General features: G+C 62.9%; 23 protein-coding genes and 1 tRNA gene. 9 read left to right on the plus strand and 15 right to left on the minus strand.

From position 1 onward, the window contains the following. Positions 1-93 precede the first annotated feature (93 nt). From EGJ27_RS19485 to EGJ27_RS19510, 6 genes are all read right to left on the minus strand, one after another. On the minus strand, positions 94-717 hold the full coding sequence (locus EGJ27_RS19485; protein ID WP_125832369.1) for a membrane integrity-associated transporter subunit PqiC: 624 nt from the start codon (positions 715-717) through the stop codon (positions 94-96). Next, a complete protein-coding gene (locus tag EGJ27_RS19490) occupies positions 714-2,387 on the minus strand; it encodes an intermembrane transport protein PqiB (protein WP_125832370.1) in 1,674 nt (557 codons plus the stop codon). Before EGJ27_RS19490 ends, EGJ27_RS19485 begins: the two co-directional genes overlap by 4 nt. Then, the gene (locus EGJ27_RS19495) at positions 2,374-2,994 is read right to left on the minus strand and encodes a paraquat-inducible protein A (protein ID WP_125832371.1); all 621 of its coding nucleotides are present in this window, start codon (positions 2,992-2,994) and stop codon (positions 2,374-2,376) included. The genes EGJ27_RS19490 and EGJ27_RS19495 overlap by 14 nt, the downstream gene beginning before the upstream one ends. Then, positions 2,991-3,620 (minus strand): paraquat-inducible protein A, encoded by a 630-nt coding sequence (locus EGJ27_RS19500; protein ID WP_125832372.1) that lies wholly within the window; start codon positions 3,618-3,620, stop codon positions 2,991-2,993. The genes EGJ27_RS19495 and EGJ27_RS19500 overlap by 4 nt, the downstream gene beginning before the upstream one ends. A 266-nt stretch (positions 3,621-3,886) precedes the next feature. Then, positions 3,887-4,192: a protealysin inhibitor emfourin gene (locus EGJ27_RS19505; RefSeq protein WP_125832373.1), complete on the minus strand. Its 306-nt coding sequence runs from the start codon at positions 4,190-4,192 to the stop codon at positions 3,887-3,889. Positions 4,193-4,211: 19 nt separating this feature from the next. Next, positions 4,212-5,279, minus strand: coding sequence for a M4 family metallopeptidase (locus tag EGJ27_RS19510; protein ID WP_125832374.1), 1,068 nt, complete (start codon positions 5,277-5,279; stop codon positions 4,212-4,214). Positions 5,280-5,553: 274 nt separating this feature from the next. Here EGJ27_RS19510 and EGJ27_RS19515 point away from each other — a divergent pair, with 274 nt between their 5' ends. Beyond that, positions 5,554-5,931 carry a hypothetical protein gene (locus EGJ27_RS19515; protein WP_125832375.1) on the plus strand — a complete coding sequence of 126 codons (378 nt, stop codon included), beginning with the start codon at positions 5,554-5,556 and terminating at the stop codon, positions 5,929-5,931. 57 nt (positions 5,932-5,988) lie between these two features. Here the strand turns inward: EGJ27_RS19515 and EGJ27_RS19520 are convergent, their stop codons facing one another. Further along, positions 5,989-6,306, minus strand: a complete 318-nt coding sequence (locus EGJ27_RS19520; protein ID WP_125832376.1) for a YqjD family protein — start codon at positions 6,304-6,306, stop codon at positions 5,989-5,991. A gap of 162 nt (positions 6,307-6,468) precedes the next feature. Between EGJ27_RS19520 and EGJ27_RS19525 the strand changes: the two genes are divergently transcribed. Next, positions 6,469-6,723 (plus strand): hypothetical protein, encoded by a 255-nt coding sequence (locus EGJ27_RS19525; protein WP_125832377.1) that lies wholly within the window; start codon positions 6,469-6,471, stop codon positions 6,721-6,723. Between the two features lie 13 nt (positions 6,724-6,736). Here EGJ27_RS19525 and EGJ27_RS19530 read toward each other — a convergent pair whose 3' ends face one another. After that, positions 6,737-7,216 (minus strand): LEA type 2 family protein, encoded by a 480-nt coding sequence (locus EGJ27_RS19530; protein ID WP_125832378.1) that lies wholly within the window; start codon positions 7,214-7,216, stop codon positions 6,737-6,739. 207 nt (positions 7,217-7,423) lie between these two features. Here EGJ27_RS19530 and EGJ27_RS19535 point away from each other — a divergent pair, with 207 nt between their 5' ends. Together EGJ27_RS19535 and EGJ27_RS19540 are read left to right on the plus strand one after the other, a co-directional pair. Next, positions 7,424-8,617: an acetyl-CoA C-acyltransferase gene (locus tag EGJ27_RS19535; protein ID WP_125832379.1), complete on the plus strand. Its 1,194-nt coding sequence runs from the start codon at positions 7,424-7,426 to the stop codon at positions 8,615-8,617. 95 nt (positions 8,618-8,712) lie between these two features. Continuing rightward, positions 8,713-9,486, plus strand: coding sequence for an enoyl-CoA hydratase (locus tag EGJ27_RS19540; protein ID WP_125832380.1), 774 nt, complete (start codon positions 8,713-8,715; stop codon positions 9,484-9,486). Here EGJ27_RS19540 and EGJ27_RS19545 read toward each other — a convergent pair. Then, complete coding sequence (locus tag EGJ27_RS19545; RefSeq protein ID WP_158619370.1) at positions 9,473-11,386, minus strand: type VI secretion system Vgr family protein; 1,914 nt, start codon at positions 11,384-11,386, stop codon at positions 9,473-9,475. The two genes, EGJ27_RS19540 and EGJ27_RS19545, sit on opposite strands and share 14 nt — an antisense overlap. A gap of 329 nt (positions 11,387-11,715) precedes the next feature. Between EGJ27_RS19545 and EGJ27_RS19550 the strand changes: the two genes are divergently transcribed. Then, positions 11,716-12,420, plus strand: a complete 705-nt coding sequence (locus EGJ27_RS19550; RefSeq protein ID WP_125832382.1) for a YebC/PmpR family DNA-binding transcriptional regulator — start codon at positions 11,716-11,718, stop codon at positions 12,418-12,420. Between the two features lie 105 nt (positions 12,421-12,525). Here EGJ27_RS19550 and EGJ27_RS19555 read toward each other — a convergent pair whose 3' ends face one another. Continuing rightward, entirely contained in the window at positions 12,526-13,836 is a 1,311-nt protein-coding gene (locus tag EGJ27_RS19555) for a leucine-rich repeat-containing protein kinase family protein (RefSeq protein WP_125832383.1), read from the minus strand. A 118-nt stretch (positions 13,837-13,954) separates the two neighbouring features. After that, a complete protein-coding gene (locus EGJ27_RS19560) occupies positions 13,955-14,506 on the minus strand; it encodes a TetR/AcrR family transcriptional regulator (RefSeq protein ID WP_125832384.1) in 552 nt (183 codons plus the stop codon). A 134-nt stretch (positions 14,507-14,640) separates the two neighbouring features. Here EGJ27_RS19560 and EGJ27_RS19565 point away from each other — a divergent pair, with 134 nt between their 5' ends. Next, a complete protein-coding gene (locus EGJ27_RS19565; protein ID WP_125832385.1) occupies positions 14,641-15,852 on the plus strand; it encodes an MFS transporter in 1,212 nt (403 codons plus the stop codon). 30 nt (positions 15,853-15,882) lie between these two features. Here EGJ27_RS19565 and EGJ27_RS19570 read toward each other — a convergent pair whose 3' ends face one another. From EGJ27_RS19570 to EGJ27_RS19580, 3 genes are all read right to left on the minus strand, one after another. Further along, positions 15,883-17,019, minus strand: a complete 1,137-nt coding sequence (locus tag EGJ27_RS19570) for a M14-type cytosolic carboxypeptidase (RefSeq protein WP_125832386.1) — start codon at positions 17,017-17,019, stop codon at positions 15,883-15,885. 104 nt (positions 17,020-17,123) lie between these two features. Then, a complete protein-coding gene (locus tag EGJ27_RS19575) occupies positions 17,124-17,657 on the minus strand; it encodes a DUF4880 domain-containing protein (protein ID WP_125832387.1) in 534 nt (177 codons plus the stop codon). A 492-nt stretch (positions 17,658-18,149) separates the two neighbouring features. Continuing rightward, positions 18,150-18,617: an Lrp/AsnC family transcriptional regulator gene (locus EGJ27_RS19580; protein WP_125832388.1), complete on the minus strand. Its 468-nt coding sequence runs from the start codon at positions 18,615-18,617 to the stop codon at positions 18,150-18,152. Positions 18,618-18,788: 171 nt separating this feature from the next. Between EGJ27_RS19580 and EGJ27_RS19585 the strand changes: the two genes are divergently transcribed. Both EGJ27_RS19585 and EGJ27_RS19590 read left to right on the plus strand, forming a co-directional pair. After that, on the plus strand, positions 18,789-22,259 hold the full coding sequence (locus EGJ27_RS19585; protein WP_125832389.1) for an indolepyruvate ferredoxin oxidoreductase family protein: 3,471 nt from the start codon (positions 18,789-18,791) through the stop codon (positions 22,257-22,259). Positions 22,260-22,512: 253 nt separating this feature from the next. Continuing rightward, positions 22,513-22,589 (plus strand) — tRNA-Val (locus EGJ27_RS19590). A 152-nt stretch (positions 22,590-22,741) separates the two neighbouring features. Here EGJ27_RS19590 and EGJ27_RS19595 read toward each other — a convergent pair. Then, positions 22,742-23,119, minus strand: coding sequence for a hypothetical protein (locus EGJ27_RS19595; RefSeq protein ID WP_125832390.1), 378 nt, complete (start codon positions 23,117-23,119; stop codon positions 22,742-22,744). A 330-nt stretch (positions 23,120-23,449) separates the two neighbouring features. Here EGJ27_RS19595 and EGJ27_RS19600 point away from each other — a divergent pair, with 330 nt between their 5' ends. Beyond that, the gene (locus EGJ27_RS19600) at positions 23,450-26,335 is read left to right on the plus strand and encodes an EAL domain-containing protein (protein WP_177523060.1); all 2,886 of its coding nucleotides are present in this window, start codon (positions 23,450-23,452) and stop codon (positions 26,333-26,335) included. Positions 26,336-26,373 lie beyond the last annotated feature (38 nt).

The raw sequence follows: 26,373 nt of genomic DNA on the forward strand, positions 1-26,373 counted from the left end.
ATGAGAGTCCTTCGCGCCAAGCGGGCGACAGGCGGCGCCAGTTTCAGGTCAAGACGCCGTTCCCCCCTGACGCCGGATCAGGGCCAAATCGGTTCAGCGACAGCGTGCGCCGGTGTTGCGGCTCCATCGGTCGGCGGTATCGGCAATGGCGTCCGCCAGTTTGGCGACAGCCCGCTGGTGGGCGACGATCAGGTTGTCCATGCCTTCACCGGCCGGCTCGTTGATGACACTGCTGCAAGTGAGGTTGGCGCGCTTGCTGCCGGCCACCGCGTCGCCGTTGCGCAGGCTCAGCGTCCACACCACGTCGATCAACGCATAGTTGTTCGGTGCCGATTCGAAGCGACGCACGTCGGTGCGCACCGACATGACCGGGCGCCCGCTGTCCTTGGGCAGCCCGGCCATGTCACGGCCGCCGAAGCGCTGTTCAAGCTGGGCGGTCAGTGCGTCGTGGAATTCGTCACCCAGCGGCGAACCCCAGCGTTCGGTATCAAGGATACCCAGGCTGCCGTTGCCCTGGCGCACCACCAGCGGCGGCTGGTCGACCTGGACCGGCATCAGCACCGGCAGCATCTCGAACTGGAACGCAGCCGGTTGCCCGGACGAAGACCCGGCCTCGCTCATCGGGGCGATCAGCGTGTAGTAGCGGGTCTGCGGTGACGAACAGGCGGCCAGGCCCAGGGTGGCGGCCAACAGGATGGAGGTAAGGCGCAGGTTCATGGGTTGGGTTCCAGTTCAATGGCACGGGACGACGAGGGAGCGTTGAACGAGCGCGGCGCCGCCTCGCTGGTGCGGCCGCGAATCAGCGCTTCGGGATGACGGCTGAGGAAGTCGGTCAGTACCCGCACCGAGCGTGCGGTACGCTGCACTTCTTCCATGGCCTGGCCCAACTGCTGGCGCCCTGGAGAATCTTCGCCCAGTGCGTCATTGGCCGTGCCGAGGGTTTTCTGCGCCTGCTGCAACGTGCCACGCATCTGCGGCAGCACTGTGCCGTTGACCTGCTTGAGGGTTTTCTGCAACTCGCTCAGGCTGCCGTTGAGGTTGCCGGCCAGTTCATCGAGAGGCAAGCGGCTGACCTTGTCGACGAACGCCTGCAATTGCTCCTGCAATTTGTCAAAGCTACCCGGTACGGTCGGGATTTCCATTGGGCGTGCCTTGGGATTGAAGGCGATCTTTTTCGCCTTGGGGTCGAAATCCAGCGCGACGTACAGCTGGCCGGTGAGCAGGTTGCCGGTACGGGCCTGGGCGCGCAGCCCGGCGTTGACGAACATGCCCAGCACCCTGGCGGATTTCTCCTCTTCGCTGCCGGTGCCGGCCAGTTCCTCGATCTTGGCCTGGGCGATGCCCAATCGGTCGGGGTAAATGACTGCGCCGACAATGCCAGGGAAGGTCTTGGTGGCCGGGTCATAGTCCAAGTCAACCGATACCACGCGGCCGATATTGACGCCGACGAATTCCACCGGCGAATTGACTGCCATGCCGCGCAGCGACTGATTGAAGCGCATGCGCACGTAAATAGGCTCGCCGTCGGGCGGCGCCATGGCAGTGGCTTGATCGTCGAAGATCTTGAACTCGGCGTTCTCCTCGGCGGGCACTGCGTCCGGGCTCCAGTTGGGTTCCCGGAAGGCGATGCCGCCGGACAGGATCGAGGTCAGCGACTGGGTATTGACCTTCAGGCCGGTGGCGCCGACCGTGACATCGACGCCGCTGGCGTTCCAGAAACGGGTGTCGGTGGTGATGAACTGGTCGTTGGGCGAGTTGATGAAAATCTGCAGATCGACGCCCTTGCCGTCCTGGGACAGGTTGTAGGACACCACCTGGCCAACCTGGATACGGCGGAAGTACACCGGCGAGCCGATGTCCAGCGAGCCGAGGTCGTCGGTGTGCAGCGTGAAACGCTTGCCCTTTTCGCCGAAGGTCACCGGCGGCGGGGTTTCCAGGCCGGTGAAGTCGGTCTTGGTGTCTTCCGAGTTGCCGGCGTCGGCGCCGATGAACGCGCCGGACAACAGCGTATCCACGCCGGACACGCCATGGGCGCCGATGCGCGGGCGCACCACCCAATACTGGCTGTCGACCCGCGTGAACGGTCCCGCGCTGTTGTTCAGTTCGATGGTGGCCAGCACGTGGGTGCGGTCGTCGCTCAGGCTGATCTCGGTGACCATGCCGATCACCACGTTCTTGTACTTGACCTGGGTCTTGTTGGCTTCCAGGCCTTCGGCCGTCAGGAAACTCACGGTGATCCGCGGGCCGAGGTTCATCCAGTCGTGAAAAGCCATGGACAGGCCGATCACCGCCGCCACGATCGGCACCAGCCAGATCAGCGAGACGCGCACACGACGCCGTTTGACTTCAGGACGCGCAGGCGTCGAAGGGGAATTACTGTCGGACATCTTCAACCTCTGCATCCCAGATAAGCCGGGGATCGAAACTCATGGCGGCGAACATCGTCATCACCACTACCAAGCCAAAAAACAGAATGCCGATACGCGGCTCGATGGTGCTGAGCTCACGAAACTGCACAAGAGACGCCACCAGCGCCACGACCAGCACATCGAGCATCGACCAGTAGCCGATCAGTTCGATGAAGCGATAGAGCCTGGCGCGTTCGACCATTGCCCAGCGACTGCGCCGCTGGCAGGTAATCAGCAACATGCCCAGCACCAGGAATTTCACGCAGGGCACCACGACGCTGGCGATGAAGATCAGTACCGCGATGTCCCACGAGCCGCTTTTGAAGAACTCGATCACGCCGCTCATGATGGTGTTCTGGCTGCTGTTGCCCAGCAGCGTGGTGTACATCACCGGCAGGACGTTGGCCGGAATGTAGAAAATCAGCCCGGCGATCAGAAATGCCCAGGTGCGGCTGATGCTGTCGGGCTTGCGTCGGTGCACAGCCGAATCGCAGCGCGGGCACTGGCTGACGCCTTCATCACAGGCATAGCCGCAGATATGGCACAGGCACAGCCGGCTTTCGCCTGCAAAGGGAACGCCGTTCATGAAGGACGTACTCCCAGTTCATCCCACAGGCGGCGAATGTCGCGGTTGGCGATCAGCAGAATCAGCACCATGAGCATGGCCATGGCCCACAGGCCGACGCCGGGGTGCACATCGAGCATCCCCGACAGCTTGATGATCGCCACCAGGATGCCGAGCATGCACACCTCCAGCATGCTCCAGGGCCGCAGGTGCTCCAGCGCTCGCATGCACGTCTTGAAGCCCGGAGCGACGACGCCTTGCTGAGCGTGCAACAGCACCCAGAAGAGCAGGGCGATCTGCAACAGCGGGGCAAAGATGATCGACAGTCCGGCCACCAGCGCGATCAGCGTGATGCGCCCCTGGGCCAGGGCTTCGACCGATTGCCACAGCGTCACTTCGTTGGTCAGGCCTTTCATATTGATGCTGATCACCGGAAACAGGTTGGCGAACAGAAACAGCAGCGCCGCAGCCACGGTGAGCGCCAGCAGCTGTTCGATGCTCAGCCGGTGCCCGCGCCCCAGCAAGGCGTGGCAACGCAGGCAATGGGCCGACTCACCGGGCTTGAGCGGCACTGCTTCATAGAGCGAGTCGCAATGCTCGCAAATGATCAGGCCTTGAGAATGGGCTGGGGAATGCTCAGTGGTCATGGACGCCGTTGATGCTGTTGTGGGTTGTGCTGCCGCGCGGCACGGAACGATACCTGCTTCACGTTACGAAGGCATTTTTTTATGTGTCACGGCCAGGCACGGCCGGATGAAGGATGGACCGCAGGCGAACGCGGTCGTTCCAGTGTCATTGCGCCATTATGTCGAAGTCGCTGCGATTTCCCCAGCAGCCACCTCGCTGGCGAATAGCGCGGTGCCGACGCGGTGGAGGTACCGTCGGGGCAGGCCCTTCACCAGCAGGCTGGCCCCTACAAGGTTTTTTTTCCCGGCATCGCGCGTTTTTGCAGGTAGCCCAGCAGTTGCCTGGCGGACTGGGGCACGTTGTGGTCATCGAAGGTCAGGCAGATGGCGCGAGTCTCATCCTCGATGGTCAGTTCGTACTGCTTCAGGTCGGCTGCCTGGTCCGACAACGCCTGCCCGGACTGGCGCAATCCGCTTTCTTCCACCAACCGCCGGACCGTTTCGGCTTCCGGCGCTTCCAGGGTGGTGGTATCGACCTCGCAGCGCCGGATGGCGCCGACGAAACCACCGGATTGCACTAGACAGACTTTCATGGGGCAGGCCTCTTGTGGTTCAAACGGTCATGCCGACCTTTTTCCAAGCCGCCTGGACCGCCTTTTTCGCCGTTGCACCGAAGCGCGGGTCGCCGGCCACCTTGATGCTGGTCCTGGCGCACTCCACGAACTGACAGTCCGCCGGCAGTTGCAGCATGGTTTCATACCAGATTCGGCCCGCGATGTCCCAGGCATTGCCGCCCAGTGCCTTGGCAGCCAGGACGAACGCGCGGTTGGGGATGCCGGAGTTGATGTGCACGCCGCCGCGATCCTTGGCACCGGTGTACAGGTCGGCCATGTGCGCCGGCTGTGGATCGTCGCCCAGCTCAGGGTCGTCAGTGTACGCCGTGCCAGGGAATTCCATGTCGCGAATCCCGCGTCGTGTCGGGGCCGGGACCAGCAGCTCGCTGCCGATCAGCCAGCTGGACTGCTCGGCGCTGGTGCCGTCTTTCCACTGGCGGACCAGAATGCCGAACACATCGGCGAAGTGTTCATTCAGGGCCCCGGATTGCCCCTGATACTCCAGGTTGGAGCTGAAGGCCTGGACGCCGTGGGTCAATTCGTGACCGATCACTTCCAGGCTGCCCGTGAAGCGCTTGAACACGATGTCGTCGCCGTCACCGTAGGCCATCTGGCTGCCGTTCCAATAGGCGTTATTGAGCGGCACCGCCTCGCCGTCGAAGCCAACCTCCGCCACATGCACCGTGGACACCAGGCTCATGCCGGCGTCATCCAGGGAATTGCGCTCGAACAGTTCCAGATAAAAGTCGTAGACGTCACCCGATCCGTCGAAGGCTTCGTCTAGCGCGGCATCGCCGGTCGCTTGCTCGCCTTCGGAACGCTTGAGCGTGCCCGGCAGGTTGTCGGTGCCTTGCGCGTCATAGACCATGCGGTGCTTGCCGCCATCCGGCGATTGCACCGCCAGCATGGTCGGCATGACGCGGGCGGTCAGGCGTGAGGCGACGAAGGCCGAGCTGCTGGTGAGGTTGGCAAGGGCGCGGGCACTCAGCGGCCCTTCGCCGGAAAGCGCCATATGCTCCAGGATATAGGGCGGAATGATGCAATGAAGCGGATTGCGACTGCACATTGACTGACTCCTGTTATTCAACACCACGGCAGTAACGCCAGCCGTCAGCATAGCCGGTGATAAAGCGGGTTCATGACTGTGTCGGCGTTCATCGCCGGTTTTCCTGATAATGAAATATTTGATTACAGGATCGCCGCCAGGGTCGCACCCCCGGCCTTCGGGGCTGCGTGGCGCCGTGATGGCCGGACTGGCCGTGCGTCACCACGACGCAGCAGGGCACAGCGCCGGGCGGCGGTGCTAGACTCGCGCCACTTCAAACCAGGAGCAGACTTTCGTGCGCAAGACGGTAATGATCATGGCAGTACTGGCACTGGCCGGATGCGATGCAGGCGGTTCCAAATCTGCACAGTCTCAGCCCTCGCCGCAGCAGGCTTCACAGAGCACGGCGGCGCCGCAGGTCCCTGTTTCCGAGGTGGCCGGGCCGAAATGGTTCATCCAGATGAACTCCAGGGAAGCAGTCAGCGACACCAGCGCCTGGTTGCTCGAACGCGGCTATGCGCCGGTGATCGTGGTCATCGACGGCAAGCAACAGATGTTGCTTGGCCCTTATGAGAGTGACGCCCAGGCCCAGGAGCAGTTGGTCGCCTTGCAGGCCAAGGTGGCGAAATCGCACCGCTTCACGTCGCCATCGGTGATTCAGCGCAACGAGTAGACACTCGCAAATGCGGGCCTTCACGGTCCGCATTTGCCTGGCCTCAGCGGCGGCCGATCAACGACGGCCCAGCAGCAAGCCAACCACCAGGCCAAATCCGGCCGACGCGGCAACGGTCTGCCATGGGTGTACACCGATGTAGGTTTCGGTGGCTTCGACCACAGGCTTGGTGCGCTCGCGCACGCTGGCAACCGACTCCATCGCCTGACGCAGTTTCAGGCTGACCTGCGCACGCAGGGTTTCCGCCTCTTCGCCCACCAGGGTGGAGCTGTCCTTGAGCAATTTGTCCGATTCTTCGATCAATGCCTGAAGTTCGCTGAACGCCTGGTCCTTGATCTGATCGGCGGCGGTCTGGGCGGTGGTTTTACGGGTCATGGTGTTTTCCTTCAATTGACGGCAGTAGTGACCAATGGAGTTCAGCGGTGCCGAAAAAGTTGCACGGCTGTCGACACCGCAGCGTTTTGGTTCAGGTTTCCATCCGGCAGTGGCCCGCACGGGTGTAAGATGCAGCCGGTTTTTTAGCAGTAGGTGATCGCTATGAGTTTCAATCTGGCCAATCGGCCGCTTCCTGAACGTGCCGCTATCGAAGACGAAAAATCCCGCTTGTTCGACCTGTGGCAGAGCAATCTGGGCAAGGCCAAGGGCGAGGCCGCGCGGCTGATGGGCGAGCGGGCCAAGCGCAAGGGCAAATGGTCTGAATGGGTCCGTTCGGAACTGGACGGCATGAGCCCGCCCGAATACGCCAACATGGTGCGCAGTGAAGTCAATCGGCTGATGGCGGCGGCCCGCTAGCCCGCCGACCTGACTACCAGTGGCTGCCATAGCCCTGCGGCAGGCTCAGAGTGCCGCTGTCTTCGAAGCGCAGGGTGCCGAAGACCCCGCCAGCCAGTTTGCCGCGCAGGGTGTAGGGCAGATTGTCCAGGCGGCCGCTCTGCGTCAGGCCTACTGCCTGGCGCAACGCCGCGAAGGCCGAGATGCTCACCGGCACCACCAGCACCGCTTCGGAAAAACGGCCGATGCGGCCTTGCTGGTCGCTGACCCCGGAGGCCAGCAGCCGATCGTTGACCTCCAGCTCCAGCGCGACGCCGCTGTAATCGATGGCCGTCTCGTTGGGGTTCTGCAAGCGCAACCTGACCGCCATGCGCGCTTCCATCCCTTGGCCCGGCAACGGGTCGATCCCCACCACATTGATACTCAGCGGGTCGCGATTGGGCAGCAGGGCGCAGGCGCTCAATGCCAGCAGCAGGGCGGCGGCGCACAGGGCGCGAATCGGATGTCTGGGCATGGCAAGGCTCCGCGGGCTGGGCAGTGATACCGGCTCAGACCACGTCCGTGGCCGTAGATTCGGCCGGTCGCGCCAGTCGGCCGATGGCCTTCACAGGCATCCTCGCTCAAATACCCGCTAATCTGCCTGATCTGACCATTGCCTGGCGCCGCGCCCGGAAGGATGATCAACCTGACTCCAATAACAACAATCTTCAGGAGATAAATCATGTCCCTTGATCAGCAAGACCCGATTGTCATTGTCAGCGCTGCCCGCACCCCCATGGGCGGCTTTCAGGGCGAACTGCAGAGCCTGAGCGCCACCCGGCTGGGTTCGGCGGCGATTCGCGCCTGCGTTGAGCGCGCCGGCATCGATCCGCAGGACGTCGAGGAGGTGCTGTTCGGTTGCGTGTTGCCCGCCGGACTGGGGCAAGCGCCTGCACGTCAGGCAGCACTCGGTGCCGGTCTGAGCACTGTGACCTTGTGCACCACGGTCAACAAAATGTGCGGCTCCGGCATGCAGACCGCGATCCTTGCCCACGACCTGCTGATGGCCGGCAGCGTCGGCGTGGTGGTCGCCGGGGGCATGGAAAGCATGTCCAACGCGCCGTACCTGCTGGATCGCGCCCGGGGCGGCTATCGCATGGGGCACGGCAGAGTGCTCGACCACATGTTTTTCGACGGCCTTGAAGACGCTTACGAGCCGGGTCGCCTGATGGGCACCTACGCTGAAGAATGCGCGCAGCAGAATGATTTCAGCCGTGAAGCGCAGGATGCCTTTGCCCTGGCCTCGTTGACCCGCGCCCAGGACGCCATCGCCCAGGGCTGGTTCGACGACGAGATCGTGGCGGTGGACGTCACGGTCGGCAAGGAACAGCGCCGGATCAGCCAGGACGAGCAACCGCCCAAGGGCAGGCCGGACAAGATTCCCACCCTCAAGCCGGCCTTTCGTGACGGCGGTACCGTGACGGCGGCCAATTCCAGCTCGATCTCCGATGGCGCTGCGGCGCTGCTGTTGATGCGCCAGTCCGAGGCGCAACGCCGTGGGCTTGCGCCGTTGGCCCGGATCGTCGGCCATGCCGCGTTCGCCGATGAGCCGGGGCTGTTCACCACCGCACCCATCGGCGCCATGCAACGACTGCTGAGCAAAACCGGCTGGTCGGTGGACGATGTGGACCTGTTCGAAATCAACGAGGCGTTTGCCGTGGTGCCGCTGGTGGCGATGAAGCGCCTGGAACTGCCTCACGACAAGGTCAACGTTCACGGCGGTGCCTGCGCACTGGGGCATCCGGTCGGTGCGTCGGGCGCGCGAATCCTGGTGACCCTGCTCTCGGCCTTGCGGCGCCGGCAGCTCAAGCGCGGCGTGGCCGCCATCTGCATTGGCGGCGGCGAGGCGACAGCCATGGCCATCGAATTGCTTTGACCAAGCCTTTGTAAAACAGAGACCTGGCGGCGTTCTCCAGAACAGTCCTGAAGAGGGATAACGTCGCTTGAAGCGTTGAATAAGGATATCCATCAATGACATACGAGATGATTCTGTCGGAGTGTCGAGGACGAGTCGCGCTGGTGACCTTCAATCGTCCCAAAGCGCTCAATGCCTTGAACGCGCAGCTGATCGACGAACTCAATCATGCGCTGGACGGTTTCGAGCGCGACCCAGGCATCGGCTGCATTGTCCTGACCGGTTCCAGCAAAGCGTTCGCCGCAGGCGCAGACATCAAGGAAATGGCCGACCTGACTTACCCGCAGATTTACCTGGACGACCTGTTCGTCGAGAGCGACCGGGTGGCGGCGCGGCGCAAGCCGATGATCGCAGCGGTGGCCGGGTTTGCCCTGGGAGGCGGCTGTGAACTGGCGCTGATGTGCGACTTCATCCTGGCCGGTGACAACGCACGGTTCGGCCAGCCGGAAATCAACCTCGGGGTGCTGCCGGGCATGGGCGGCACCCAGCGTCTGACCCGCGCGGTCGGCAAGGCCAAGGCCATGGAGCTGTGCCTGTCCGGTCGGCTCATGGATGCCGAGGAAGCGGAGCGGGCGGGTCTGGTAGCCAGGGTCATTCCGGTGGACCGGTTGCTCGACGAAGCCCTGGCCGTGGCGGCGACCATTGCCGCCAAATCGCTGCCGGTCGCCATGATGGTCAAGGAAAGCGTGAATCGCGCGTTCGAGGTCAGTCTGGCGGAAGGCATACGCTTCGAGCGCCGGGTGTTCCATGCGGCGTTCGCCAGCGAAGACCAGAAGGAAGGGATGAGCGCTTTTATCGCCAAACGCGAACCGGCGTTCAAAGGCCGCTGACCCTGAATGCCCGGCGCTGCTGCTCGGTCCAGTTCTGCTGGAACCAGGCGTGCAGGGTCAGGCAATGGCCCGGATAAACCAGGCACAGCGTGTGCGGCGTCAGGTTGTACAGCTTCGCCAGCTGCCTGAGCTGTTGCCTGGTCAGACCCAGATAACCGTCCTTGTCGGTGACGCCCTCGTACAGAATATGGTCCGGGTTCAGGCGTGGCAGATGTTCCAGTCCGGGTTGGGCCATGCGCACGATGTACCAGACGCAATGCTCGAGCGGCAGACCCTGCAAGCCCGGCTTTGCGGTCAGCTGCAGATCCTCGCCTGTGGCTTGGCCATCGACACTGTCTGTCAGCGGTGAGGCGTGTACGGTGCGTGGCCCGCGTATCGCGATCCACTGTTCATTCAATTCCAGAATCGCCTGTTCGCCGTGCAGGGTCAGTGCCTGCCGGGTTTGCACGGCCAGCCGCTGGCCCGCGCCCAGTTCCAGGCTCGGCGGTGTCGTGTCGACCGGCAAACCGTCCAGATGGAGCTGCAGACCGCCGCCGTGTGCCGGGCCGGACAGCAGGCCGCAGATCACCGGTCGGTCCGGATCGCCGTCGAAGTGGGCGACCAGCACCCGTGCGCCGGGCAGCAGGGGGTCGAGGCCGGGCTGGTTGCCGCGCAACACATGGGCATGCAGGCCGGTCCGCGGCGGATGGGCAGGCTCCCAGTCGTAGCGGATGAGCACCCGACCTTGCGGGTCGACGCCACCGGCCACCACCGTTGCGCTGTGTTCACCGCGCACCCGTGGCCGGTGGCGCTTGAGCGGCGGGCGGAAGGCCGTCGCCCAGGGCAGCGCATCGAAATCGTTGCGATACCCGTGCGCCAGCGTGGGCTGACCCTGGCGCGGGGCGTCCACCAGGTCGCTGGCGACGATGGCTGCAATATCGTGAGGATCGAAACCTTCCAGCACCTGCAGTTGCCTGGCCGCGTGCCGGACACCGGTCACCAGCCATTGGTCGTTGAGCACTGCGTCAGGGTGGTCCAGCACCAGCACGATCCGGCCGCTGTGCAGGTCGCTGCGATTGCTACGGCCTTGTACCCGACGCCGTTCGCTGCGCAGCCGTTCAAGGTCGCGGATGCTGCGCTGGCGCTGCAGACCGGATTGCGCCTGCGCCGGTTCGTCGAACGGCTGGTTAATGGCGCGCCCTTGATGCTCGTCCCTGAAGCGCGGTCGGGGTGCAGACTCAGCGTGCGCAATATGCATCGGCCGGTCGCCCCGCGCCTCAGGCAACGACCAGACCTGCGCCAGGTGCCTGAGCGTCGGCGTCCCGTCACCAGAGCCGCTTTCGGGGTCGAAGTGCAGCGCCGGCAGATGCTCGGGGAAACTTGCCGGGTCATCCGCAAACACCAGCACGTGTCGGCTGCGGCTGTGCTCGAAACGGAAGTGGATGCCTTCTTCCTCGCAGAGACGCTGGAGAAAATGCAGGTCGGTTTCGTCGTACTGCACCCGCGCCGGCTGGGGCGGGTAAAGCCCCACCAGGTGATCGAAGCGGTAGTCGCAGGTTTCGATGCCGTGTTCTTCCAACAGTCGGGCAATCAGCGCCGGTACGCTCAGGTTGCGGTGCACCTGACGCCGACGGCGCTGGGCGAGCAGGTGCAGGGCCGGCCGCAGGCTGAGGCGGTAATGACTCAGGCAGGTGCCCGCATAACGCTGCGAGGCGGCGCATACCCGACCATGAACGCCATGGTCCGGCGCGCCGAAACACAGGAACGCATTGCATCCCGACCACTGGGCAATCTTCAGGTGCGGGTCGGTGCTGATCAGATCGATGTCGTACCCATAGACTTCGTTCAGGCCATCCTGGCCTTTGAAGCTGATGACCTTCAGGTCCGTCCTGCAATCGGCAATCGCCAACGTGACGGGCATTGGCTGGTCGTGGCCCATGCGCGGTTCTCCCACCTCGGAATTCAAGGTGCGCAGGGTACGAAATGCGAAGGGCCAGCGGCATGCTTGCAGGATTTTTCAGAAAAGGACTACAAAATAGAGCGTGGAAACACCGATCAGAGGCCTCGGCCGCCGCGCGCGTTTGCGCGATCAGCGCACCGTGGGGGTTTCATCTGCCGCCAGCGCGTATAAAATGCGCGCGGCGCCGACGCGTCGTCATCGGCAACCATTTTTCAGCGCCTCGCCATTGCCGCCACCTGCTTGCCTTGCAGGGGGCGGCGGCGGGGTGCTACGGATCAAGAGAGCAAAACATGGGCGCACAGTGGAAGGTCAAGCACAAAGAAGCGGCAGCCAACGCCAAGGGGCGTATCTTCGGCAAGCTGTCCAAGGAAATCATGATCGCTGCGCGCTCAGGTGCCGACCCTGACATGAACTCGCGTCTGCGCCTGGTCGTCGAGCAGGCGAAAAAGGCGTCGATGCCGCGCGAAACCCTGGAACGCGCCATCAAGAAGGGTGCCGGTCTGCTGGGCGAGAGCGTGACCTTCGAACGCCTCACCTACGAAGGCTTTGCCCCGCATCGCGTACCGGTGATCGTCGAGTGCCTGACCGATAACATCAACCGCACCGTGTCGGAAATTCGCGTGCTGTTCCGCAAGGGCCAGCTCGGCGCCGCCGGCTCTGTATCCTGGGACTTTCTGTACCAGGGCATGATCGAAGCGGTGCCAACCTCGCCTGACGCCGATCCGGACGAGGCCGCCATCGAAGCCGGTGCCCAGGACTGCGAAGCGGGCGAAGGGGGCGCGACGCTGTTCCTCACCGAGCCGACCGACATGGACGCGGTGTGCAAGAAGCTGCCTGAGTTCGGCTTTACCGTGGAGTCGGCGCAGCTGGGCTATCGCCCGAAAAGCACCGTCGACGGCCTGACCGACGAGCAGATGGCCGAAGTCGAAGCCTTCCTGGAAGCGATCGACAACCATGATGACGTGCAGAACGTCTACGTGGGTCTGGCTGGCTGATTGATCTGCCTGCGATGAACCGCTGGAGCCTGCTTGCTGGCGAAGACGGTTTCCAGGCGGCGCACCCGCTGCGCCCAGGCAATCGCTTCGCCAGCAAGCTGGCACCTACAGGGCGTGCAGTTGGTCCCGGACATCGCCCATTGACGGGCGTTGGGCCGGGGTGGCTTGGGTGCACTGTTCCTGCAGCCGATGCAGCGCGGCGATGAGCGATGCTTCGCCCGGCTGCACGTCGCAGCGCTCCAGCAATTCCCCCAGCAATATGCCGAAGGCCCGCACCTCGATGCGTTGCAACGCCGCGCCGGTTTCCCGGTCCGTGGCGGCATCGGGGTGAAATGCTGCCGCGCCGAAATCTCCCAACAGGCAGCGGCCGTCGGCTTGCCAGAGAATGTTGTGCCCGTACAGGTCGCCGTGGGTGATGTGGTGGGCGTGCAGGTGTGCGGTCACCGAGGCCACGCCCGTCGCCAGCCGCAGCAGGGTCGGCAGTTCAAGGCGCAAACCCTGCGGATAGATATCCCGGGTGCAGGACTCCAGGCTTGGCGGCCCCGCCAGGTTGGTGAAGGCCGGTGCGATCAACTCCATCACCAGCCCTTGCTGACCCTGCGGGTGGTCGGCAATCCGGCCCAGCACGCCGATCAACTGTGGATGTTCGCCGGCCGCGATGCACGCCGCCATTTCGTTGAGCGGTGAGCCGTCACTGGTCACTTCACCCTTGTACAGCTTGACGGCGACTTGCCGGTCCGTATCGCCGGTGCGCCAGCGGGCTTGTTCAATGACGCCGGATGCCCCTTCGCCCAGGCGCCGGCCCAGCTCCAGATCCTGCCAGGCAACGGGCTGGATGGGTCCGTCGATCAGTTCGCCGCACAACGGATTGTCCGCGTAGGCCAGCCACGCCAGCGCCGGCAGGTTCAGCAGCCACTGCGGCAATACGTCGAGCCGGTTGGCAGAGATGCGGATCAGCTCCAGCTTGTGGCAGTCGGCAAGGCTGGCGGGCAGGGCCGTGAGCCGGTTGCCCGCCAGCATGAGTTTTTGCAGCTCAGGCCGACGGCCCAGTTCATCGGGCAGCGAGGCAATGCGGTTGTCGGTCAGGATCAGCCAGCCCAGCCTGGGCGGCAAGGCCTGGGCCGGGACGTGCGCGATGCGGTTGGCCTTGAGGCCGACGATACGCAATTGCTCGCACCGCCCCAGGCAGGCGGGCAGCTCGGTGAACAGGTTGTCGGACGCGAACAGCACCTTGAGTTTGCCCAGTCGGTGCAAGTCGTCAGGCAGGGCGCTTAGCGCGTTGCCGCTCAGGTTAAGCACTTCCAGCGAGTCGGCCAGGTCGAAGATTTCCCTGGGGAATTCGCTCAGGCCGCAAGAAAGGTCGAGTCGGGTGATGCCGGCCAGCTTGCCGGCGCGTAGGTCTGCGAGTGTGTGCATGGTCAGATCGGGCCAGTAAGCGCGCAAAGCCGCAATGATAGCGGCTATGCATCAGTCGTCGTCGGCAAACTTGTGCCCCGGTGCCTCTTGGGCAGCCGGCTGGCTGGCGAAGGCGGACTCAAGCGCGCCCAATGACCGTTGCGACCCATTCATGCACCTGATCCAGTGTCGGCGGCGCTTCGGAGTACAGGATGCGATAGATCGTCGGCGCGACGATGGCGTCCAGCAGCTGATCCGCCGTGGGTGAGGATTCACCTCGGGTCAGAGCGCGATCAATGATGGTCTGCAACTGTTCACGAATGATGATTGCGCATTTGCCCTGACAGCCGCTCTGGCTGGCCGCGACATCGCGCATCATTTCCCGGCCTGGCGTCGAGGACATGTCGTCCAGGTACATCTCGCTCCAGGTGAGCAGGTCCTGTTCCAGGCTGCCACGGTCGATGGGGGCGTCGGGGCGCAAACGTTCCACCGCCACGTCCGCCAGGAGCGTCGTGAGGTCACCCCAGCGCCGATAGATGGTCGAGGGCGTCACGCCCGCACGGGCGGCAATGAGCGGCACGCTGAGTTCCGAACGTGGCTGTTCGGCGGACAGTTCCTGAACGGCGCGATGGATGGATTGCTGCACACGAGCGCTGCGACCGCCCGTGCGGAGGGGTTCTTTGATGGTCATGCGGGGACCTTAACACAAAGTATTTGCTTTAAGCGCCGTCAGGTTGCACACTTCAAAAAGCTAAGATTTAGCTTTTGCAGATCATACATCTGGTGATTGTCGGCAAGGCCATTGCCTGTGAGGAGAGTCTACCCATGTCCGATTCAGTGCAGTACCCATCCAGCGCGGTGCGGCAGCGCGGGGCGCTGGGCTTCCTGGCATTCACGACCGTGAGTTTCTTTGCTGCCTCCAGCACGCCGACCCCGTTGTATCACTTGTACCAGCTGGCGTGGGGCTTCTCCTCCGGTACGCTGGCGCTGGTGTTCGCCGTGTATGCCGGAAGCCTGCTGGTGGCGCTGCTGACCGGTGGCTCGCTGTCGGACCATCTGGGTCGGCGCCCGGTGATCTTCGCCGCCTTGCTGCTGCAGATCGGTTCCATGCTGCTGTTCATCTGTGCCAGCGATGCTCACTGGCTGATCTGGGCACGGCTGGTGCAGGGCTTTGCGACCGGGCTGGCCGCCGGGGCGCTGGGAGCGGCGCTGCTGGACACCGACCGGGATCAAGGCCCGTTGATCAACAGTATCGCGCCGATGCTGGGCATGGCGGTCGGTGCGCTGGGCACTGCGCTATTGATCAGCTACGCACCGTTGCCTCTGCTGCTGGCGTATTGGGTGTTGCTGGCGGCGTTCGTGTTTCAGGCAATCTATCTGTGGCGCACCCCGGAAACGGTCAGCCGCATGCCGGGCGCCTTGAAGTCCCTCAAACCTTCTCTGGCCGTCCCGGTGCAGGCCCGGCGCATGTTGTGGTTGATTTTGCCGGTGGATATCGCGGCCTGGGCGCTGGGCGGTTTTTTCCTGTCCTTGAGCCCATCGCTGCTGGCTGCCGCCACCGGTTCGGATTCGCCGCTGCATGGCGGGATCGCGGTCGCGGCGCTGACCCTGAGCGGGGCGGTGTCGATCTTCACCTTGCGCCAGCGTGCGCCCGAACTGGGTTTGTGGGTCGGCGCGGTGTTCCTGGCCCTGGGCGTCAGCGTGATCCTGTATGCGGTCAACAGCGGCACGCTGATCGTGTTCTTTGCCGGCGCCGTGGTGGCCGGGGTCGGCTTTGGTGCAGGCTTTCTGGGCGCGTTGCGCATGCTGATGCCGCTGGCCCATGCCCATGAACGAGCCGGCTTGATGTCGACGTTTCTGGTGCTCAGTTACCTGGCGTTCTGCCTGCCGGCCCTGGCGGCGGGTTACAGCGCCAGGACGTTCGGCCTGCTGGCGACCAGCAATGTGTACGGGCTGGTGATCGTCGTGCTGGCCTTGCTGGCGCTGGCCGGGCTGCTGCTTCGACGTGCCGGCCGACAGAACAATGCCCACGCGTGAGGTGGGCATTTTCATTGGCTGCGGTGGGTTTCAACGCAGGATCGGGACCATTTCCGACAGCACTGTCAGCACATCCTTGCCGAGCTGGGCAGAGCGCTTGCCGTTCCAGCCGGTCTGCGGGTCAGGCGCGTTATCGTTGTCCTTGAACGGCATTTCCAGCGTCAAGGACAGGCATTTGTAACGCTCGCCGACGCTGTTGCACGCCAGGTTCATGTTGGCTTGCCCGGGTGCGCTGCGTTCGTAGCCATAGACGCTCTGGAAGTCGACGGTGATTTCCCCCAGCCGCTGCCGGAAATGCGCTTCAAGCTGTGCCTGCTGTGAGGTGTAACCGGGGTTGCCCTCACAGGCGGCAGTGAACACGTAAGGAATTTCCTCGTCGCCATGGGCATCGAGGAACATGTCCACGCCATACCGCGCCATCTGCTGCTGGACGAAAAACACTTCTGGACTGCGCTCTTCGCTGCTGTCCTGCCAGGCGCGATTGAGGTCCTGGCCGCAGGCGTTGGTGCGCAGGTTGCCGTGGAACGCGCCGTCGGGGTTCATGTTCGGCACCAGGTACAGGTCGGCGCCGGCCAGCAGGCGTTCGATCTGCGGATCGTCGTGCTGCTTGAGGCGTTCGATCACGCCTTCCATGAACCATTGAGCCATATGTTCGCCGGGGTGCTGCTGGGCAATGATCCAGATTTTGCGTTTGCCTGCTGCCCCGTCGCCTTTGCGCAACAACGGCAGGTCGCGGCCCTCGACACTCTTGCCGGTCGCCAGCAGTTGCATGTCGGGCTGTTGCAGTGCTTGCCCCACCAGCCACTCGTGGCGTGCGCGGCTGTACGGCTCGAAATACGCGAACCAGGCCTGAGGCTGGTCAGGCACAAGGCTGAAGTTCAGCGCTTGTCCGTCAAAGCTCGACGGCACCCGGAACCAGGTCTGGTGATCGTAGGACGCCACCGCGTGGTAGCCGGTCCAGGCGTTTTTGAACGCGGATTCACTGGCGTTGACCAGGCTGAAATGGTGAGGCGCACCGACGGCAAGCCCGTCGACCTTGAAGTGAAACCACTGGAAATGCGGGCTTTGAATGTCCGGGCGGATGGCCAGACGGATGCGGCTCCGGTCGCCGGCGTCGAGAACCTGAATGTTGCCGCTGTCGAAGTCGGCGCTGATGGTGAGGGTCACGGTGCGTTCCTGTGTGCGTTAAGTGCCGCATGAAGCGGCTACTTTACACCGAACGCCGATGAGATCGAGGGCCTGCAATGCCCGGTCGCGGCATCGCGTGCCGATCAGCTGAAGGCTTGGGCAGTCATCATCAGGCTGCAGACGAAAGCGGCCAGCACGCACCAGAGCAACCCGGCGCGCCTTTTGCGGTGGTGCCACCCGGACGCGCCGAGCAGCGCGGCCGGCGCGCGAAGCTGGCGCCAGACGCTTTCGCTGACTTGAAAGGCTGAAAGATGCGCCGGGTCGGCGTCCAGCCAGTGGCGAAATTCAATGCGCTGGCTGGCAGTCGCCGCCGGGCTTTGCAAATGGACATACCAGCGATTGGCCTGGTCCTGAACCGGGCTGTCGGGCAGCAAGTCGTGGCGCTGGGCATGACGCAACACACGGGCCATGGCGCGTTCGACCTTGGCGATATCGATGTCCAGGAGGCTGGCGATCTGCGTGTAGGAGTAGTCATCGAGACGACTGAGCAGAAACACCTGGCGAGTACGCCGGGACAGTTTCGCCAGGCTGCGACTCAGCTCGACCACATGCGGCGCTGCCGGGGCCTGTGCTGCGAGGGAGGGCAGATGCAACAGAGGCGTAAGATGGCGACTCATGATGTTCTCCCGCGGGTCTTCCATAGAAATTCTTCCTTGAGCCGATAGATAACGTCCATGACAGCTACAGAGTAGTGAATACGAGAATCATTCTCAAGTGAAAATCCACACCTATTGCCATTTATATCGGGGTGGTGGCCATTTGAGTGGTAAAAAATAGTCATGTTTCAAGCTGTTTTGTTATGATGCGCGCCATCGATACAACACAGTCTTCATTAGCCTGAAGCAGCGATAGCTGGACCAAAGCAACAATCAGAGCAAAAAAAAGACCCGGCCAAAGAGCCGGGTCAAAAACCGTGATTAGCCTGATGAGGAGATAATCCGGGAGCCGACCTAAGACTCCTGGTTTATCCAGCCGGTCTCGCGACCGGCTGATGCAATAGTAATCATTATCATTTGCAAGTCAAACGTTTTTCTCTCCCCGATTGAAAGAATTCATCCCTCAGCAAGTCCGCTGGATCGATTCTGCGCGTCTGCGCGTCCCCCGTATCGCTAATCGAGCGGCAGTTCCGTGGTGTGCTTGACCGTGCTCATGGCGATATTGGAGTGAGCCTCCTGCACGTGGGGCAGTTGCAACAGGTGGTCCCGCAGGAAGCGCTCATAGCTGGCGATATCCTGGGCAACCACCTTGAGCATGAAATCCATACCGCCGGCCATGGTGTAGCACTCCATGACTTCCGGATGGCCAAGGATGGCTTTCTCGAATTCCGCCAGATAGAGCCGGCCGTGCCCGGACAGCTTGATATCAACGAAGACAGTCATGCCCAGCCCCAGTTTGCGCGCATTGAGCAGCGCCACCGTGCGCTCGATCAGCCCTTCTTCCTGAAGTTTGTGAATACGCCGCCAGCAAGGGGATTGCGAGAGCTCGACACGCTCGGCGATCTCCGCCGCCGAAAGGTCGGCGTCGTGCTGGAGCAGGCGCAGAATCTTGCGATCGATGGGGCTGAGTTTTGGCTGCATGAATTGACCCTGTTTTTTATTGTTATCGAAACAAGCATGTTCAATCTCAGCAGATCTGCCCGAATTTAGAAAGAAAAAGCCGCTTTACTACAGGCAGTCTAATGTCAGGAAAGCCGGGTGGACCGTCTCGGCGCGTGGTTAACCGCTAATAAAAACAACAGAGGTATCCGTATGTCTTTGGCTGATATTCGTCTGGACGATAAGTACCGTCTCGCCACCGGCAACCTGTATCTGACCGGGACTCAGGCGCTGACCCGCCTGCCGATGCTGCAAAAGCAGCGCGATGAAGCGCGGGGTCTGAACACCGCCGGCTTCATCTCCGGTTATCGCGGCTCGCCTTTGGGCAACCTCGACAAGAGCCTGTGGGATGCCAAGGAATACCTGCGGCAGAACGCCATTCATTTCCAGCCGGGTGTCAACGAAGAGCTGGCGGCCACGGCGGTGTGGGGCAGTCAGCAGGTCAACCTGTTCCCCCATGGCAAATACGAGGGCGTGTTCGCCCTGTGGTACGGCAAGGGGCCAGGGGTCGACCGCTGCGGCGACGTGTTCAAGCACGGCAACTCGGCCGGCGTCGCAGCGAACGGCGGCGTGCTGGTCCTGGCCGGCGACGACCATGGCTGTAAATCCTCCACCATTGCGCATCAGAGCGAGCACGCCTTCATTGCCTCGATGATGCCGGTGCTCAACCCCAGCAACGTCCAGGAAATCCTCGATTACGGCATCATCGGCTGGGAGCTTTCCCGCTATAGCGGTTGCTGGGTGGCGATGAAGACCATCGCCGAGAACGTCGATTCTTCAGCCGTGGTGGAGGTCGATCCGCTGCGGGTCCAGACCCAGATCCCCGAGGATTTCCAGCTGCCCGAAGGCGGCCTGCACATTCGCTGGCCCGATCCGCCCCTGGCTCAGGAAGCGCGTCTCAATACTTACAAGATCTACGCCGCACGAGCGTTCGCGCGCGTCAACCAGCTCAACAAGGTGGTGATCGATTCCCCGCAGCCGCGCCTGGGCATAATCACCACCGGCAAATCGTATCTGGACGTGCGCCAGGCGCTGGAAGAGCTGGGCATCGATCAGGACCTGTGTGCTCAGGTCGGCATTCGGGTACTGAAGGTCGGCATGAGCTGGCCGCTGGAGCCTGTCTCCGTTCACGATTTCGCCCAAGGGCTGGACGAAATTCTGGTGGTGGAGGAGAAGCGCAGCGTCATCGAGGACCAGCTTACCGGTCAACTCTATAACTGGCCGGTGGATCGCCGCCCGGTGGTGGTCGGGGAATTCGATGAGCACGGTGAGTCGCTGCTGCCCAACCTGGGCGAGCTGACCCCGGCCATGATCGCCCGGGTCATCGCCCGGCGTCTGGCGCCGTTCTACAGCAGCCCGCAGATCGAAGCGCGCCTGCGCTTTCTCAGCGACAAGGAAAAAGCCCTGCAGGCACCGCTGTTCACCACCCAGCGCACGCCGCACTTCTGTTCCGGCTGTCCGCACAATACCTCGACCCGCGTACCGGAAGGCAGTCGCGCCCTGGCCGGCATCGGTTGCCACTACATGACCATCTGGATGGATCGGCAAACTGACACCTTCACGCAAATGGGCGGCGAGGGCGTGACCTGGATCGGTCAGGCGCCGTTCACCGAAACCCCTCATGTGTTCCAGAACCTGGGCGACGGCACCTACTTCCACTCCGGTCACCTGGCGGTGCGGGCGGCCGTGGCGTCCGGGGTCAACATCACTTACAAGATTCTTTATAACGACGCCGTGGCGATGACCGGCGGCCAGCCCATCGACGGCGTGCTGCGGGTCGATCAGCTCAGCCGCCAGGTGTTCAACGAAGGCGTGCAGCGGATCGCCCTGGTTTCCGACGATCCGGACAAACACACCGACAAGACCACCTTCGCGCCGATCACCACCTTCCACCATCGCCGCGATCTGGACGAGGTGCAGCGCGAGCTGCGGGAGTTCAAAGGCGTCTCGGTGATCATCTACGAGCAGACCTGTGCCACCGAGAAGCGCCGTCGCCGCAAGCGCGGCAGCATGCCCGATCTGGAAAAGCGCGTGATGATCAACTCCGCGGTCTGTGAAGGCTGTGGTGATTGTGGGGTCAAATCCGGCTGCCTGTCGGTCCTGCCCAAGGAAACGGCCCAAGGTCGCAAACGGGAAATCGACCAGAGCGCCTGTAACAAGGATTTCAGCTGTGTCGAGGGCTTCTGCCCAAGCTTCGTGACCGTGCATGGCGGCAAGCTGCGCAAGCCGTCGCTGCCGGGGCAGGTGGACGCTTTCGCCCGGCTGCCCGATCCACAACTGCCGGCGTTGGATAAGCCGTACAACATCCTGCTGCCGGGCGTGGGTGGCACCGGCGTGACCACGGTCGGGGCAATGCTCGGATTTGCTGCCAATCTGGAAGGCAAAGGCTGCAGCGTGCTCGACCAGGCCGGGCTGGCGCAGAAGTTCGGCCCGGTTGTCAGCCATATTCGCATCGCGGCGCGCCAGCAGGATCTGTTCGCCGTGCGCATCGCGGCCGGTGAAGCGCACCTGCTGCTGGGCTGCGACCTGCTGGTGGCGTCGGGTCCCGATGCAGTCGCCAAGCTCGATAGCGCGATTTCCCACGCGGTGGTCAACAGCCAGCAGACCCCGACCGCCGAATTCACCCGCAACCCCGATGCGCAATTCCCCGCCCAGGCCATGAAGCAGACCCTGATCGATGCCATCGGCGTCGAGAAGACCCATTTTGTCGAGGCCACCGACCTGGCCACCCGGCTGATGGGCGACAGCATCGCCAGCAACCTGTTCATGCTTGGCTATGCGTATCAATTGGGCTTGATCCCCCTGACCTCGGCGGCGATCGAAAAGGCCATCGAGCTCAACGGGGTGGCGGTCAGTCTCAATCAACAGGCTTTCCTTTGGGGGCGCCGTGCGGCCCATGACCTGGCCGCCGTCGAAGCGGTTGCCAAAGGCGGCGAGCAGCGCGATGAAACCGTTCAGCCCGACCTGGATCAGCGTCTGCGCAGCAATATCGAAGCCTTGGGTCACTATCAGAACACCGCCTACGCACAACGCTATGCACGGCTGGTGCAGCGGGTGCAGGAGGCCGAGTCGCAACTGTTTCCCGGCCAGCCGCTGGCGCTCACCGAAGCGGTGGCCTTCAACTACTTCAAACTGCTGGCCTACAAGGACGAGTATGAAGTGGCGCGGCTCTACACCAATGGGGATTTCACTCGGGAACTCGAGGCGCGCTTCGAGGGCGACTACCGGCTGGAATTTCACTTGGCGCCGTCCTGGATGACCGGCCACGATCAACCGCGCAAGCGCAGTTTCGGCCCATGGATGCTCAAGGCCTTCGGCGTACTGGCAAAATTTCGCTTCCTGCGCGGCACGCCGCTGGACCCCTTCGGGCGCAGTGTGGAGCGACGTCAGGAGCGTGAGCTGATTGCGCGTTACGTGGACGATATCGAGCTGATCCTGCGCAAGCTCGATTCAGCCAATCGCCACACTGCCTTGAACCTGGCGCGCCTGCCGGAGCGCATCCGCGGTTACGGCCATGTCAAGGAACGCGCCATGAATGCGGCGGCGCTGCAGGCCCAGGTACTGCGTCACAGCCTCGAAAAAGGTGAAGCGGCGGCACCGAAGTTGTATGAGGTAGCGGCTTGAACGGGTCTCCACCGGGCCTGCTCAACCAGGGGGAGCGGATTTAACCGCGAAGACGTACTTTCAGGCGATGAAGATACGGCGGCTATCTCGGCCTCTTCGCGGACAAGTCCGCTCCCACGCGCCGCTGGCCTGAGCGACCTCTTCACGGACGCTGGGACGCAGGCGACACGATAAAAATTCGCATATTCAGAGGGTTACTGCGAAAAAAGCCATTGACACACATTTCAATATCCGTAGAATGCCGACCCACAGCAGGCACGTAGCTCAGTTGGTTAGAGCACCACCTTGACATGGTGGGGGTCGTTGGTTCGAGTCCAATCGCGCCTACCAAACAAAATCCGCTCTGCTGGGCGGTCTGGAAAGGCTCACCGAAAGGTGGGCCTTTTTGCGTTCTGGAGTACTTCAGTCTTCAGCCTCCGACGGCGTCGTCTCCACAGCCAAGCGAAAGCGCCCGGTGGGGTGCCGGGCGCTCAAAGAGGCATTCACAGGTCTTTGGCAAACTCAGGGGTCGTCACGTGCATGGCGATTTTCTGATACGTCTTGTCGTCCGTTGCAGCCAATAACTTGCGTCCATCCTTGAGCGTCGCCATGAAGGTAATTTCCTTCTGTTCGCCGGCGAACATGAGGCCTGCGGCTGCGCCTACCGGTCCGAGCATGAGCGCTCCGGCCAGTCCAAGCCCCAGGGCGTCTTCCATTTTCGTGCTTGATGCTTCGCTGGCAATTTCCATGTTCCTGATGTCGGTCTGTCTCAAGCTGACACCTGGCCATGGGAAAAGGGGTGTTACAAGAGTAATGGTGCCAGAACGATACTCCCCATCACCTTGAAGAAAATCACCCGCTAAAACCTTGATCTTAGCCATGTGCGTTTCTCCGCCGTTTCAACCGGAGCGACCATTGCGCGCCCCAAAACGGGGCATGTCAATGGCCGGGAGACGAGCTGCAGGGGGTGTCGAGACGAACGGTTTGCCTTTATTTCCGGGAGGTTACCGACATGATCATGCGACCAGTGTTCCCATCCGGTCAGGCGACCGCGAACGGGGCGCGCTTCACCGGCGTGCCAGCTGTGCCGTTCGTGATACAAGGAACGGCAAGGCAACGGCCCAATCGCGACACTGGCGCAGTTCCTGCTTGCCAGCACGATGTGCTGCGCAGGAATATAGCCGCAGTCGGTTTATGGAGTTGGTGTTTACATGAAAGTTTCGCCCGCGATTTCAGACGCACACTCATCTACCGATGAACATGACCCGAGTACATCCGCAGACGCCAGCCCCGAAATCTGTTCCCAGCACACCACGATCGACGAGCTGCTCGACGCCTGCCGGCCGCAATTGCCGTCGGTTCGCTGGGCGGCCTACGGCGCCGGGCACTTGCGCTGCCTGTTGGGGCAGGGCCATGTCGCGGGGGACTGGCCGGAGCACATCGCCGAACAGAGCTTCGAAGCCTTCTGCGCGAAGCGGGGGTTAGGTCGCTGGGTCGCCGGCAAGGGCGAGGCCGCACTGGGCTGGATCCTGGCCCCGCAGGCCGAGGCCGACAACCCGGCGCTGGCCGAACTGGCCCTGCGGCTCGGTTCCCTGTTGCAAAGCGTGGCGCTCGCCCGGGCGCAGAACACCCAGAAAGTGCTCTACGAAATCAGCTACCTGGCCAGCTCGACCCGCGACCGCAGCACCTTTCTCAGGGGCATTCACGCCCAGCTGGCGACCTTGATCGACGCCGAGAACCTTTACCTGGCGCTGTACGACAGGTCGCTGGACAAGATCACCTATCCGTATTACGTCGACCGGGCCGATGCCGAGGCCATGGAACCGGAAACCTTCGAGTACCTGGATCGCAGCCGTCTGTCGATGACCGGTCAGGTACTGGTCAGCGGCGAACCGCTGTTCGTCGATGCCGCCGCCATCGAACAGGCCCAGGCGCAGGAGCGCTTTTTCTGCGTCGGTCGGCGCCCGGAATTCTGGATGGGCGCGCCGCTCAAGAATGCCTCGGACGATGTCTTCGGCATGCTCGCCATGCAGGTCTACGACAAGTCCCGGGTCTACAGCGTCGAGGACCGCGTTCTGTTTGGCGTCGTCTCAGGGCACGTGGCAATGGCGCTGGACCGCCTGCTGCACCGCGCCGATCTGGAACAGACCGTGTTGCTGCGCACCCAGCAATTGTCGGCGGCCAACGATGCGCTGCGCCAGGAGGTGGCTGACCGCGAGCGCGCCGAGCACCTGCAAAGTGCGCTGTTCCAGATCACGGAGTTGTCCAGCCAGCCCGGTGACATGGCCGAGCTGTTCCACAGCCTGCACATGATCGTCGGCGAATTGCTGGTGGCTCTGAACTTCTACATTGCGCTGTACGACAGCGTCACCGGCGAAGTCACCTTTCCGTACTACGTCGACGAACGCACCGCCTCAGCGCCCCGTTCGCGGCGCGGCCAGCGCGGCTTTACCGAATACGTGATCCGTCAGCGTCGTCCCTGCCTGATCGACCGCGAAAATGCCCTGGCGCTCGAACGGCAAGGCGAGATCGAAGTGCAGCTGGAGTACGCCCGCTCGTCTTCCTGGCTGGGCATTCCGTTGTTCGAGGAAGACGAGGTGCGCGGCGTGCTGGTGGTGCAGAGCTACTCGCAGGACGTGCGCTACACCCAGCGAGATCAGGAGCTGCTGACCTTCGTGTCCCGGCATATCGACACGGCCCTGTCGCGGCGCAGCGCAGCCCAGGCGATTCATACCGCCAACCTGCAGCTCGAAGCGCGGGTCCAGGACCGCACGAGGGAACTGGACCACGCCAACGCAAAGCTGCAGCACGAAAACTTCCACGACTCGCTCACCGAACTGCCCAACCGGACCCATCTGCAACAACGGCTCGCCGCGGCCTGGCTGGATTTCTGCCTGCACGGCAGCCCGCTGATTGTCATGTTCATCGATCTGGACCGCTTCAAGATCATCAACGACAGCCTTGGTCACCACTGCGGCGACATTCTGCTGATCCAGGCCGCCGAACGACTGCGCAGCTGCATGCGCGAATCCGATCTGTTGGCGCGCCTGGGCGGCGACGAATTCGCGGTGCTGAGTGTCGGCGCATCACTGGATATCGGGGTCGGGATTGCCGAGCGGATCCTGGCGGCCTTTGACCTGCCGTTCCTGATCGACGGGCATTCGATTTTTTCCTCGTGCAGTATCGGTATCGTCGGTGCCGACCAGCAGTTTCATCACGAGCCTGCCGACCTGCTGCGCGACGCCGATGCGGCCATGTACCGGGTCAAGAATGGCGGGCGGGACAGCTTTGCGGTGTTCAACCAGGAGTTGCGCCGCGAGGTGTCGGACCTGGTGGAGCAGGAAGCCGCGTTGCGTAACGCCCTCAAGCGCACCGATGAGTTGGTGCCGTACTTCCAGCCTATCGTCTGCGTCAAGACCGGCGAGCTGCTGGCTCTCGAAGCCTTGATCCGCTGGCATCAGCCGGACGGCCGGATTGTCGCGCCGGGCAGTTTTCTGCCGGCGCTGGAGGGGCTGCGTCTGATCGGGCGGCTGGACGTCTACATGCTGGCACGGGTCATCTCGATTCTGGCCGAGCCGGACAACGCCCACTGGCCGCCGGTGCACGTGAACTGCTCCAGCTACAGCATCACCCGGCCCGACTTTGCCTCCGAAGTGCTGACGATGCTGGCCGAGCACGGTGTATCGCCGTCACGGCTGTGCCTGGAATTGACCGAAGGCGCGCTGGTGGCCGATCCCGAACAGGCCCGGCAGTCCATGCGCACGCTGGCGGACAAGGGGATGTCGGTGGTGCTCGATGACTTCGGCTCGGGGTTTTCGTCGCTCAGCTACGTTCACCAGTACCACTTCAGTGGGTTGAAGATCGACAAGTCGTTCATCCTCGAACTCAGCACCAGCGCCCGCAGCCGGGCCATCGTCCGCGCTATCGTGCGCATGGCCGAGTCCCTGGACCTGACCGTCGTGGCCGAAGGCGTCGAAGACCAGGCTACCCTGGAGCTGCTGCGCGAAATCGGCACGGTCCAGGCCCAGGGTTATTATTTCGCCAGGCCCATGCCCCAGGAACGTCTCGACTTCGCCGGGCTGATACAGGACCTGTAGGAGTCAGTCTTCGCGAGCAGGCTCGGCCCTACAACATC

Source organism: Pseudomonas sp. v388 (assembly GCF_003935425.1).
Lineage (GTDB): Bacteria > Pseudomonadota > Gammaproteobacteria > Pseudomonadales > Pseudomonadaceae > Aquipseudomonas.